At 56.9% G+C, this 12,773-nt stretch carries 11 protein-coding genes and 1 riboswitch; of the genes, 7 read left to right on the forward strand and 4 right to left on the reverse strand.

The genetic code is table 11. The features are described 5' to 3' along the window. The first annotated feature begins 14 nt into the window (after positions 1-14). Positions 15-2,924 (forward strand): EAL domain-containing protein, encoded by a 2,910-nt coding sequence (locus Q0835_RS04550; RefSeq protein ID WP_298958775.1) that lies wholly within the window; start codon positions 15-17, stop codon positions 2,922-2,924. A gap of 40 nt (positions 2,925-2,964) precedes the next feature. Here Q0835_RS04550 and Q0835_RS04555 read toward each other — a convergent pair whose 3' ends face one another. From Q0835_RS04555 to ispH, 4 genes are read right to left on the reverse strand one after another with little or no spacing between them, the layout of a single operon-like run. Next, complete coding sequence (locus tag Q0835_RS04555) at positions 2,965-3,888, reverse strand: diacylglycerol kinase family protein (protein WP_298958778.1); 924 nt, start codon at positions 3,886-3,888, stop codon at positions 2,965-2,967. 34 nt (positions 3,889-3,922) lie between these two features. Next, positions 3,923-4,375: a ribonuclease HI gene (gene rnhA / locus Q0835_RS04560; protein WP_298958781.1), complete on the reverse strand. Its 453-nt coding sequence runs from the start codon at positions 4,373-4,375 to the stop codon at positions 3,923-3,925. Further along, positions 4,372-5,337, reverse strand: a complete 966-nt coding sequence (gene thrB / locus Q0835_RS04565) for a homoserine kinase (RefSeq protein ID WP_298958784.1) — start codon at positions 5,335-5,337, stop codon at positions 4,372-4,374. Before thrB ends, rnhA begins: the two co-directional genes overlap by 4 nt. A gap of 4 nt (positions 5,338-5,341) precedes the next feature. After that, positions 5,342-6,340 carry a 4-hydroxy-3-methylbut-2-enyl diphosphate reductase gene (ispH, locus tag Q0835_RS04570; protein WP_298813884.1) on the reverse strand — a complete coding sequence of 333 codons (999 nt, stop codon included), beginning with the start codon at positions 6,338-6,340 and terminating at the stop codon, positions 5,342-5,344. 191 nt (positions 6,341-6,531) lie between these two features. Here ispH and Q0835_RS04575 point away from each other — a divergent pair, with 191 nt between their 5' ends. From Q0835_RS04575 to gcvPB, 6 genes are all read left to right on the forward strand, one after another. Continuing rightward, the gene (locus tag Q0835_RS04575) at positions 6,532-7,116 is read left to right on the forward strand and encodes a hypothetical protein (RefSeq protein WP_298813882.1); all 585 of its coding nucleotides are present in this window, start codon (positions 6,532-6,534) and stop codon (positions 7,114-7,116) included. A 143-nt stretch (positions 7,117-7,259) separates the two neighbouring features. Then, positions 7,260-7,352, forward strand: a riboswitch (glycine riboswitch). Positions 7,353-7,528: 176 nt separating this feature from the next. Then, positions 7,529-8,680: a glycine cleavage system aminomethyltransferase GcvT gene (gcvT, locus tag Q0835_RS04580; RefSeq protein WP_298958787.1), complete on the forward strand. Its 1,152-nt coding sequence runs from the start codon at positions 7,529-7,531 to the stop codon at positions 8,678-8,680. Between the two features lie 27 nt (positions 8,681-8,707). Beyond that, entirely contained in the window at positions 8,708-9,079 is a 372-nt protein-coding gene (gene gcvH, locus Q0835_RS04585; RefSeq protein WP_298813878.1) for a glycine cleavage system protein GcvH, read from the forward strand. Between the two features lie 3 nt (positions 9,080-9,082). Continuing rightward, positions 9,083-9,568: an OsmC family protein gene (locus Q0835_RS04590; RefSeq protein WP_298958790.1), complete on the forward strand. Its 486-nt coding sequence runs from the start codon at positions 9,083-9,085 to the stop codon at positions 9,566-9,568. Positions 9,569-9,814: 246 nt separating this feature from the next. Then, the gene (gene gcvPA / locus Q0835_RS04595; protein ID WP_298958793.1) at positions 9,815-11,161 is read left to right on the forward strand and encodes an aminomethyl-transferring glycine dehydrogenase subunit GcvPA; all 1,347 of its coding nucleotides are present in this window, start codon (positions 9,815-9,817) and stop codon (positions 11,159-11,161) included. Beyond that, complete coding sequence (gene gcvPB, locus Q0835_RS04600) at positions 11,158-12,750, forward strand: aminomethyl-transferring glycine dehydrogenase subunit GcvPB (RefSeq protein ID WP_298958796.1); 1,593 nt, start codon at positions 11,158-11,160, stop codon at positions 12,748-12,750. The genes gcvPA and gcvPB overlap by 4 nt, the downstream gene beginning before the upstream one ends. Positions 12,751-12,773: the final 23 nt, after the last annotated feature.

Here is a 12,773-nt window from a genome sequence, read left to right on the forward strand (position 1 = left end):
TAGTTCTTCGCCCCATGTCGCATACGTTACCGGAAACATACGTCAGCGTTCTGAAACGCATTGTCATAGGACTGTGGTTGATCTTCGCGATGCTTGTTGCCTTCCCGGCGCAAGCTCTCGAACCGATCCCCGTGCCGATTGATATCGAAGCGCTGGATATCACCAATTCCGTTGAGCTTCACAGGGACGCCGGAACACGGCTGCAGGTCTCTACGGCGCCCGGTGCTGACGGCATCGTCCGCCGGATCGAGGTTCCGTCGCTTGATGGTACCAACACAAACTGGGCCGTTTTTGCCCTGGCCAACACCAGCGATGAACAGATAGACCGTTTGATCGTCGCGCCGAACTACAAGCTTGTCAGCTCCGAAGTCTTTTGGCCGGACCTTGGTTCCTCGCGTATCGCCACAATCACCCCAAGCCAGGGTATTGCCCCGCAGCGTCAGAAAAGCCTGGAAGCAGATGTCTTCCTAGTGACGCTCGACCCGGGCTCCATCGTGACTTTCGTCGCGGAACTGACGACGCCCAATCTGCCTGAAATCCGGATCTGGGAACCGGATGTTTATAAGGAAACCATTAACGCCTACACTCTTTACCGGGGCATTATTCTCGGTATTTCAGGCTTGCTGGCTCTCTTCCTGACGATCTTGTTCGTCGTCAAGGGCACCGTCATGTTCCCGGCAACAGCAGCGCTTGCCTGGTCGGTGCTTGCCTATTTGTGCATCGACTTCGGCTTCTGGGGCATGGTGTTCAATCTGGGCGGCGGTGGCAGCCAGCTCGCCAGGGCCTGTGCGGAAGTGATGCTTGCGGCCAGCTTGATCATCTTTCTTTATGCCTATCTCAATCTTAATCGCTGGAACATTCACTATTCTCACCTCGCGCTGACGACATTGATCCTCATATTGGGGCTGTTGGGCGTGGCGGTTTGGGATCCGTCGGTTGCGGCCGGCATTGCGCGGCTTTCATTGGGAGTAATTGGCGTACTGGGCTTCGTGACCATCGCAGTGCTGGCCTTTCAGCATTACGACAGGGCAATCCTGCTCATCCCCACCTGGTGTCTGTTGATTGCCTGGTTGATTGGCGCAGCCATGTCCGTGACCGGATATCTTGGCAACGACATCGTTCAACCGGCACTTGGCGGCGGTCTGGTTCTGATTGTTCTTCTGATCGGCTTTACGGTGATGCAGCACGCCTTCGCAGGTGGCGCTATCGCACAGGGTCTGATCTCTGACGTTGAGCGCAAGGCCTTGGCGCTGACGGGTGCAGGCGACATCATCTGGGACTGGGATATCGATCGGGATCGGATCTTTACCGGCAACGAAGTCGAAGACCTTCTGAGCCTCAAACATGGCACGCTGGAAGGACCGGCGCGGGACTGGCTTGATGTGTTGCACCCGCAGGATCGCGACCGGTTCCGCGCGACGCTGGATGCGGTGATAGACCAGCGCCGCGGGCGTGTGATGCAAACGTTCCGGCTGAGGTCTGAAGATGGCCATTTCCGTTGGTTCCGGTTGCGCGCGCGGCCCATCATCGGGTCTGACGGCGAGGTCATACGTTGTGTCGGGACGCTCCTGGACGTCACCGAAGAACGCACGGCTGAAGAGCGACTTCTGCATGATGCGGTCCATGACAATTTGACGGGATTGCCCAACCGCGAGCTCTTTGTCGACCGCCTTCGTACAACAGTGGTCCGTGCGAAGGCTGAGGAAACGTCCAAACCGACAATTCTGGTTTTGAACCTCGACCGGTTCAAGCAGGTCAATGACAGTATAGGTCTGTCGGCCGGCGACAGTATTCTCTTGACGGTTGCGCGGCGCCTTGGCCGTCTGATCGGCCAACAGGACACATTGGGCCGACTGTCGGGCGACCAGTATGGTCTGGTGCTCTTGTCGGAACAGGAGCCAGACAGAATTGTCGCGCTGACCGATGCTCTGCGCAAGGCAGTTCGCGCCCCGATTACCTTTGGAGACCGGGAGATCTTTCTGACTTGTTCGGTTGGCATCTCGTTCTTTGAGGGTGGCAAACAGGGCGTTGAAGACATGCTCACCAACGCTGAGATTGCGCTTAATCACGCAAAGCGTCTCGGAGGGGACCGCCAGGAAGTCTTCCGTCCGATTCTGCGCCCACTCGACAAGAATATCGTTGATCTGGAGGCAGATCTCAGAGAAGCGATCAAGAAGGAGACACTTGGTGTTTTCTTCCAACCGATCATTCGTCTGGAAGATCAGTCTGTCGCTGGATTTGAGGTTCTTGCTCGCTGGAACCACTCAAAACGCGGCAAGATTTCTCCGTCCGAATTCATTCCGGTTGCCGAGCAGTCTGGTCTGATCAATGAACTTGGCATGTACATGCTGGACAAGGGCGCTCAGCAGCTTGCACATTGGCAGCGCGAGTTTCCGATGCAACGCCCGCTGTTCGCATCAGTCAACCTATCGTCTCGCCAGCTGCTCAAGCAGGATCTGATCAACGACGTAAAAGCGGTGCTGTCCAGAACGTCATTGGAGCCGGGAACGCTCAAGCTCGAGTTGACCGAATCTCTGCTCATGTCCAACCCGGAATACTCCGCGAAGGTTCTGGAGCGTTTGCGGGGCCTTGGGGCAGGGTTGTCGCTGGATGACTTCGGTACCGGCCATTCTTCGCTGTCTTACCTGCAGCGGTTTCCGTTTGACACCATCAAGATTGATCAATCCTTCGTCAAACCCAACGGATCTTCTGCGCGGCCGGTGCTGCTCAGGACCATTGTTGCCATGGGACATGATCTGGGCATGCAGGTGGTTGCAGAAGGTGCGGAGAGCGAAAACGACGCTCTGGAGCTCTATCAGCTTGGCTGTGAGTATGCGCAAGGTTTCTTTTTCGGAGAAGCTGTCTCGGCCTCTGAAGCCACGAAGATCTTGCGGAAAATGCCGGCGGAAGCCGAAAGCGCCTGACAGGTGTCCGCCATTGAAGCGGTTGTCATCGGTGCGGAGGCTAAGGCACGAGGATTGGCACAGTCTTGTCCGATGCCTGGATTTCCAGCGGCGTCGCGCCAAAGGGATCGCCGTCGATTTGGGCCGCGACAGCTTTCATCGCCTTGATCGATGCAATTTTGAACGGTCTTACGGTCGCGCCTTTCGCCTTGTGAATGCGCCCGCATAGGAGAGCGATCCCATAGCGCAGGGACGACCAAGGGTCGTCTTTTTCCAACACCAGCATATGGAGACCGGGATCGGTCGCTCCGCCAGGAGAAATCACAAATGGGCCGCCATAGTGGTGCGCATTGCACGCAACGGCGAACTTGCCTCTCAGGGTCTCGCCGTCCAGCGTGACGTCCAAGAGGGCGCCTTTGCGTTTCAGTCCTATTCGGATGGCTGTAATCACATAGGCAAGCCTGCCGAATCGGCGTTTCAGAGCAAGCGGGACGCCGTGGACGACTTCAGCATCGAACCCGGTTGAGGCCATAAGCGCGAAAGGCCTGCCATTGGCAATGCCGAAGTGCAAAGGCTTTGTCTTTTGGGCGAGGATCATATCGGCAACGGCAGCAGCAGACCGCGGTAAGGACAGCTCCAGCGCGAGCACATTCGCCGTGCCGGTGGGGATCACAGCCAGTTGCGGCGGGGCGGGATGATCTTGGAAACCGGTGAGCGCTTCGTTGATTGAACCGTCGCCACCTGCGACCACGAGTGTCTGAACGCTCAATGCAGGGTCAGCACATGTTTCACCGATTTCACCGGCACGTTGAGTCAGGCGGATTTCCGTCGAACGCCCTTGGCTTTCCAGCCGCTGTCGAACGTCTTCGAGAAACTGGTCGTCATACCCGCCTGACGTCGGGTTCGCCATTATCAGCACCTTGCCGGTTGAATGCGGCTCGGTCCGGCGTGACGCTGCCGGTGCGGACCCCCTGATATCGCTCACTCGAAATCCTCTGTTGCACGAACAGATCTTGTTATTAGCCGCCGCTCTTATAGGGAGCCATGCCCCCACGCGCCAGCTCATCTGCACGCTCATTGTCGGGGTGACCGGCATGTCCCTTGACCCAGTGCCAGGTCACGTCATGCCGTTCCCTTGCTGTATCAAGGGCTTGCCAGAGGTCTGCATTCTTCACGGGCTTGTTCGCAGCGGTCCGCCAGTTTTTTCGTTTCCAACCCTCAAGCCATTCTCGAATGCCGCTGCGCACATAGGTGCTGTCGGTATACAGATCGACGGCGCAAGGGCGCTTAAGCGTGTTGAGCGCTTCGATTGCTGCCATCAGTTCCATGCGGTTGTTGGTGGTTTCCGTGTCGCCACCCTGCAGTTCCCGCTCGTGACCGCCAAAACGCAATATCGCTCCCCACCCACCTGGTCCGGGATTTCCGGAACAGGCACCGTCGGTATAAATGGTGACGCGGTTTTCGGTGCTCATCTTTCCAATCCGTAAGCCTCTGTGGAACTGACCGTTTGGTGAAAACGCAGTTTCTTTATGTATTCCATCGGATCTTTCGGAGTGACCAATGCACCGGGAGGTACGCTTAACCAGTCATAGAGCCGGGTGAGCAAGAAGCGCAGCGCAGCACCTCGGCACAGGATCGGCAACGCATCATACTCGGCCTCGTTCAGCGGCCGGACACCTGTGTAGCCGTTCAGAAGCGCCCTGGCCTTGGTCACATTGAAGGAAAGATCTTGCTCGAAGCACCATGCGTTGAGGCAGATGGCAATGTCGTAGGCGAAAGCATCGTTGCACGCGAAATAGAAATCAATCAGGCCCGAGAGTTCGTCGCCCAGAAAAAAGACGTTGTCGGGAAAGAGGTCTGCATGAATGACGCCGCTTGGCAGGTCCGAGGGCCAGATGGTTTCGAGATGTTCGAGTTCGGTGGCAAGTTCGGTTGTCAGGCCTGGATGAACGCTGTCACTGCGGTCCCCGCATTGATCGAACAAAGGGCGCCAACCGCTGACATCCAGAGCGTTTTTTCTGAAACCGTCATAGTCCCGCCCGTCGAGATGAAGCTCAGCCATGGCTTTGCCGAGTTCACCACAATGCTCAACGCGGGGCCGCTTGACCCACATTCCTTCCAGAAAGGTAACAAGCGCGGCCGGACGCTCGGCCAGTGTGCCCAGAAGCTTGCCTGACCTCGAGGCGACCGGTGTCGGGCAGGACAAACCCTTTGCCGCCAAGTGTTGCAATAGGTTCAGGAAATAGGGCAGGTCGTCCGGATTTACCCGCTTTTCGTAAAGGGTCAGAATGAAGGACGCCTTGTCCGTATGTACCAGGAAATTGCTGTTTTCGACGCCTTCCGCGATGCCCTTGAACGAGAGCAGGCGCCCGACATCATATTGGCCGATGAAGTCGCTCAGCTCTTCATCGGTGACTTCGGTATACACAGCCATAGTCTTACCCGGTGGCTGCCTGGGCCGGGGCAATCATGTCCCGCAGTTCCCTTGGCAGGTTGAAGGAAATCGTCTCCTCCGCCGTATGAACGGTCTCAACTGTCACATCGAACCGTTCGGCGAAAGCAGTGATGATTTCCTCTACCAGAGTTTCGGGAGCTGATGCACCGGCCGTCAGGCCCAAAGTCCGAACGCCTTCGAATTCCTGCCATTGAATGTCGCTTGCACGCTGGATAAGCACAGATATCTTGCAACCTGCGCGCTCTGCGACCTCACGCAGCCGCTGCGAATTGGACGAGTTCGGCGCGCCGACAACAATCATCGCATCCACCTTGGGCGCGACGTGTTTGACGGCTTCCTGACGGTTGGTCGTCGCGTAACAAATGTCTTCCTTGTGCGGTGCCACTATATCGGGGAACCGCTGCTGCAGGACTGCAACAATGCCGGCAGTGTCATCGACCGAAAGGGTCGTCTGGGTGATATAAGCAAGGGGCCGATCGCTTTTGGGCACATAGGCGCGGGCATCGTCTTCGGTCTCGATCAAGGTGACCGTGCCCTCCGGCAACTGACCCATGGTTCCGATCACTTCAGGGTGGCCTGCGTGTCCGATCAAGAGAACTTCGCGGTCACGGCGGAAATGGATTTCCGCTTCCTTGTGCACTTTCGAAACAAGCGGACAGGTGGCATCGAGATAGAACATCTTCCGCGCCTCGGCATCCTGCGGAACGGATTTGGGAACACCATGTGCTGAAAAGATAACGGGTCTGTCACTGTGTTCTGAAGGGATTTCCTCCAGCTCTTCAACGAAGACCGCCCCCTTTGCCTTCAGACCGTCCACCACGAATTTATTATGCACGATTTCGTGACGAACGTAGACCGGACGACCGTACTTCGTCAGTGCCAGTTCGACGATCTGAATGGCCCGGTCCACGCCTGCGCAGAAGCCGCGCGGAGCGCAAAGCTGAAGGCTGAGAGGCTGTTTTTCGTGTTTGGTCTCGGTCATGGTCCACTTTCGACAAACCCTTATGGCCGCAATAAGGGCTTCACCTCCCTCCCTGTCAAGGGAGGTGCGCTCAAGTGCGCATAATTTCGGCCATAATCTCCTGCTTCATGCATTGTCGCCATCAAGTCTCGCCAAGCATTGCGGGACCTGCTAATAAGCCCCGCCAAGTCGCGTTGCATTCGAATGGGAAAATGATGATCAGAACGTTTCGAGCCGTGTCCGCAACCAAGATAAAGCTTGCCTTTGGGGCTGGCCTGTGTGCGGTGGTTTTGAGTGGCTGCGGTGGTGCGGACAGCGTTGCTGGCAAGGTGATTTCAGGCGGTCGTGCGCCAATTGAAGTGACCCCTGAAACGTTTGCCCCGCCTGTACCTTGCCCGCCGATGCAGTTGAAGCCCAACACCTATCTGATCATGAATTATGTGCGCGGCAAACAGAACGAACCATCGGGTTTGCGCTATCAGGCCACGGTAGAGGAATGGGCTGTCACCTGCACAAGTGAAGCGGATGGCGGGCGCCGCATGAAGCTCGGTTTCTCAGGTGATGTGACCCCGGGCCCTGCCTGGCAGGGCGGAGACATTGTCTTGCCGCTGCGTGTTGCTGTTGTCCCCGGCGGAGAGGACGAGAAACCGCTGAGTTCCGAGATTCTCAAGATCCCGGTTTCAATTGCGGCTGGAGCACCTGCCGAAACCTGGACCTTGATTGAAAACAAATTCACGATTCCCGCCGGCGCAAGCGTCAAGATCGTCTTCGGATTTGATGAAGGCCGCCGTCGCTAAAAAACCTCGTTGTGAGGAGAAGACAAACAGATTTTGCACGGGCAAACATCAGTTGCGACACGTCGCATATTGACAAGAGTATGTCCGGCTCGCACAATCGCGCCCTAATCAGGGTCGTCCCCTGATTGGTGTGGTGACACGCTAAAGCTTATGCGGGAGAGGCCGGATGTTTAGATGCCGGCGCCGAAGGAGCAACCGCCCCGGAAACTCTCAGGCAAAAGGACCGCATAGGTTAAAACGCTCTGGAAAGCAGTGATCCGTTCAAGCGGACTGCTCACCGAAGGAGTAACCGCTCGGCCGTCTGAGGCGGCTAGCGGGAAATCTCTCAGGTACTCGGACAGAGGGGGTGCAGACAAACCATTGCCCACGATGGGCGGTTTGAGACTGCGCAACCCCGAACTCGAGGACCGTTATGGCGGAACCCGTTACAGAGTCCGATCTGAAACAAACGCCTCTTCACGACCTTCATGTGGAACTTGGCGCACGAATGGTACCCTTCGCGGGTTATTCCATGCCTGTGCAATTCAAGGCCGGCATTATGGCCGAACATCAGCATACCCGCTCAAGGGCCGGTTTGTTCGATGTGTCCCATATGGGCCAGGCCTTTCTAATCGGACCCGATCATGAAACCACCGCGCGCGCGCTGGAAGCATTGACCCCGTCGAACTTTGTCGAACTTGGGCTCGGCCGACAGCGTTACACCGTCCTGTTGAATGACGAAGGCGGAATTATCGACGACCTGATGGTCACCCGCTCGATCTCGACCGATGATGATGGTCGGCTCATGCTTGTCGTCAACGCCGCGCGCAAGGATGTCGACTACGCGCATTTTCGCGCCAGACTTCCGGAAAATGTCAGGCTCGAAGTGGTCGAGGACCGTGCGTTGATTGCGGTGCAGGGTCCAGAAGCTGTCGCTGCGGTCGCTGCGCACGCGCCCAAAGCGGCAGAACTTGCTTTCATGAGCGCGTCTTCCATGGAATTCGACGGAATTGACTGTCACATCGCGCGAGCTGGGTATACGGGTGAGGATGGCGTCGAAATGTCCGTTCCTGCTGGTGCGGCCGAGGCAATAGCCCGGGCACTTCTGGCAGATGACAGGGTCGAGCCCATCGGACTTGGCGCACGCGACAGTCTACGTCTTGAGGCAGGCCTTTGCCTTTATGGCCACGATATTGATGAAACGACCTCTCCTGTCGAAGGCAATATCACGTTCTGTATGCAGAAACGCCGCCGCGAAGAAGGCGGATTCCCGGGTTCAGATCGGATTCAGGCAGAGCTCCGTGACGGCGCTGACCGCGTACGCGTCGGGTTAAGCCTCGATGGCAAAGCGCCTGCTCGTGAAGGTGCTGAAATAGCTCTGCCGGGTGCAGATGTGATCGGAACCGTGACTTCGGGCGGATTCGCGCCGACTGTCGGTGCCCCGATTGCCATGGGCTTTGTGCCACGCGCGCAGGCCGAAATTGGAACTCAGCTTGAACTTATCGTGCGAGGACGCCGCTTGCCCGCCACCGTGGCGGACATGCCTTTTGTGCCCAATCGCTATTACCGCAAACCAAAATCGTAAAAAAGCTCCAGAGAACGGACGAGAATTATGACCACTTACTACTCCAAGGATCACGAATGGATTGCCGTGGAAGGCGATGTCGCCACCGTTGGCATCACTTCTTATGCCCAGGAACAGCTTGGCGACGTTGTCTTTGTCGAACTGCCGGAAGCAGGCAAGGCGCTGTCACAGGGCGATGAGGCCGCCGTGGTGGAATCTGTTAAGGCCGCAAGTGAGGTTTATGCACCGATCGACGGTGAAATTGTCGAAGCGAACGACGCGCTCGCAGACGAACCTGCCAAGGTCAACGAGGACCCTGAGGGCGCCGCCTGGTTTCTGAAGATGAAGGTCGGCAATGCAGACCAGTTGAACGAGCTTATGGACCAGGCGGCCTACAAGGCATTCGTGGAGACACTTTAATTCATGGCGGGGCACCACTATTCAGCTAAGATTGAATGGGCATGTGACGGTGATTATGCCGCCAATGCTTATTCTCGTGGGCATATCTGGCGTTTTGACGGTGGCTTGGAAGTTCCGGCAAGCGCGTCGCCCACGATAGTGCCCCTGCCTCATTCCATCGAAGGTGCGGTTGATCCGGAAGAAGCCCTCGTGGCTGCCATTTCGTCTTGTCACATGATGTCGTTTCTGGACCTCGCCCGAAGGGCGGGTTTTAACGTAGCGAGCTATCGTGACGATGCACGCGGTGAAATGAACCGCGTGGCCAGAGGCAAGATGGCGATTACCAAAGTGGTATTGAAGCCGGAAATCACTTTGATTGCAGCGGAAGCCCCGGATCCGACCTGGATGACGGATCTCCACGAGAAGGCGCATGATATCTGTTTCATCGCCAACTCCGTGAAATGCGAAATCGTGGTGGAGCCCGAACCACTCCGATTGACGGCGCCATGACAACGGGGCGCACGGCCAGCGAGGCTCAACGTGTTGGCGCAAGCTGCACGAGTGAGGCAAAGGTCGAACGCCCGTAGACCGGTACATGCAGCAAGGGTGGTTGAAACCTGAAATGCCGCATGAACCGCAGAAATTGAACCGCTCTGCTGACGAGTGGACGCGGCCGGTTGATCAACTGGCCGGGACAGGGCCGGAGCAGGATCCGGACACCGTTGGCAGGGTCTGACAACTCTTGGGAGCTGCCTGATGCGCTATTTGCCATTAAGCAATACCGACCGCGGCGACATGCTTGCGCGGATCGGTGTCAATTCGATTGACGACCTGTTTGCCGACATACCGGAAAACGTTCGTCTGGACGGCCTCTTGGACCTTCCGAAACGTGCAAGTGAAATGCAGGTTGAGCGCAAGCTCTCTGCAATGGCTGCGAAAAACACGTCGGCCGGGTCAGTACCATTTTTCGTTGGAGCCGGGGCTTACAAGCACCATGTTCCTGCAACCGTTGATCATCTCATTCAGCGGTCTGAGTTTCTGACCTCCTATACGCCTTACCAGCCGGAAATCACCCAAGGCACTTTGCAGTATCTGTTTGAGTTTCAGACACAGGTTGCCCGATTGACAGCCATGGATGTTGCAAATGCATCCATGTATGACGGTTCCACCGGCACAGGTGAAGCTGTTCTGATGGCTCACAGGGTCACGAAACGCAACAAGGCGGTGCTTTCCGGCGGTCTTCATCCGCAATATCGAGAAGTCGTCGAAGGCCTGTCTAACATGTCAGGCGACAGGGTTGTCAGTCTTCCCGCAGATCCGATGGGGACCGAAGATATCCTCTCGCAGATCGACGACGAAACATCCTGTGTTGTTGTGCAGTCGCCCTCATTCTACGGCCAGCTTATCGACCTGAAGCCGATTGCTGAAAAGGCGCATCAGCACAAGGCGTTGCTGATTGCAGTGTTCACGGAAGTGGTTTCCCTGGGACTAATCGAACCTCCCGGAACACAAGGTGCCGACATTGTTGTTGGCGAGGGTCAATCGATTGGCAACGGCCTCAACTTCGGTGGCCCTTATGTCGGTCTCTTTGCCACTCGCCAGAAATATGTTCGCCAGATGCCGGGCCGTCTTTGCGGTGAAACTGTCGACGCGGAAGGCAAGCGCGGGTTCGTGCTGACGCTTTCAACGCGTGAGCAGCATATCCGTCGTGACAAGGCAACATCCAACATCTGCACCAACTCTGGACTTTGCTGTCTGGCCTTCACCATTCACATGGCGTTGCTGGGACAGGCGGGGTTGACAAAGCTGGCCAGGATAAACCACGGCAATGCCGTAAAACTCAGGAAATTGCTCAGCGCCGTGCCTGGTGTTGAAGTCTTGAATACGGCCTATTTCAACGAGTTCACTCTGTCTCTTCCGAAAGTTGCCGAAGACGTTGTTGAGCGCCTCGTCGAGCGCGGGATCCTTGCAGGTCTGCCGGTATCGCGCCTTGAACCCGAGAACCGGGACCTGGCCAATCTGCTGGTTGTTGCTTCGACAGAAGTCAACACGGATGAAGACCGGGCTGCCTTCGCAGCCGCTCTGAAGGAGTTGCTGGCATGAGCATGAACACACAAGGACGCCCGACCGCACCTGGCAACGCAGGAGAGAGCTTCCGGCCAAAAACCTTCACCGGCAATCGCGCTCTCGATATGGAAGAGCCACTGATCTTCGAATTCGGGTCGCTTGAAACGACCGGCGTCGATCTTGACGAGGACGATGGGATTGAGTTTGAGCTCGGTGCGTTTGAACGTAAGGCCGATATCGGTCTGGCTGGCCTCGCCGAGCCTGAAGCCATGCGCCATTATGTTCGCCTGTCGCGCAACAACTACGCAATCGACAGCGGTCTTTATCCGCTCGGCTCTTGCACGATGAAGCACAATCCACGGCTGAACGAGAAGATGGCACGTCTGCCGGGCTTCTCCGACATTCATCCGCTGCAGCCGGTTTCATCTGTACCCGGCGCGCTGGAACTGATCGACGAACTCGCCCACTGGCTGATGGTCTCGACAGGGACACACGCGGTCGCCATGAGCCCCAAGGCCGGCGCACATGGTGAACTCTGCGGTATGATGGCGATCAAGGCCGCACATACGGCTGCCGGCCGGGATCCCAAGATCGTGCTGGTGCCGGAAAGCGCCCACGGCACCAATCCGGCGACCGCGGCACTGCTCGGGTTCAAGGTCGTTTCCATCGATGCCAAGGATGATGGCACCGTAGACCTGGCAACTTTGAAAAACAGAATTTCAGAGCACACAGACAACATTGCCGGGATCATGCTGACCAATCCGAATACCTGCGGATTGTTCGAACGGGACGTTAAGGAAATTGCCGACCTGATCCACGATGCAGGTGGCTTCTTCTATTGCGATGGCGCTAACTTCAACGCCATTGTCGGCAAGGCCCGTCCCGGTGATCTTGGTGTTGATGCCATGCATATCAACCTGCACAAGACCTTTTCGACACCTCATGGCGGTGGTGGTCCAGGTTCCGGTCCGGTTGTGCTGTCGGATCGTCTGGCGCCCTATGCGCCGCTTCCCTTCATCCGCAAGTCCGATGCCGGACTTGAATTGGTTGAGACGAATGCGGCAACGTCAGAGGACGAGCAGCCTTTCGGTCGCATGACTGCATTTCATGGGCAGATGGGCATGTATGTTCGGGCACTGTCCTACATGATGAGCCACGGTTCTGATGGCCTGAAACAGGCTTCCGAGGATGCTGTCCTCAACGCCAACTATATCCGTGTCGGCCTTCAGGATTTGATGAGCCTTCCTTTTGGCGTCCGCCCCTGTATGCACGAAGTGCTCTTTGACGACAGTTTCCTGAAAGACAGCGGAGTGACTACGCTCGATTTTGCCAAGGCAATGATTGACGAGGGCTATCACCCGATGACCATGTATTTCCCGCTGGTTGTCCATGGCGCGATGCTGATCGAACCGACGGAATCTGAAAGCCGGGCGTCGCTCGACCTGTTCGTCGCCACCATGCGCGATCTCGTCATGAGTGCGCAGCGAGGTGAGACAGAGCGCTTCTCCGGAGCGCCGTATCTTGCTCCACGCCGCCGTCTCGACGAAACCGGCGCTGCCCGCAAACCGGTCCTGAAATGGACCGAACCGGAACCAGCTCAGGTGACGCCGGAAGCTGCTGAATAGGTTGGACATCAGTATTCTGAGAC

The organism is uncultured Roseibium sp., from assembly GCF_947499295.1.
Lineage (GTDB): Bacteria > Pseudomonadota > Alphaproteobacteria > Rhizobiales > Stappiaceae > Roseibium.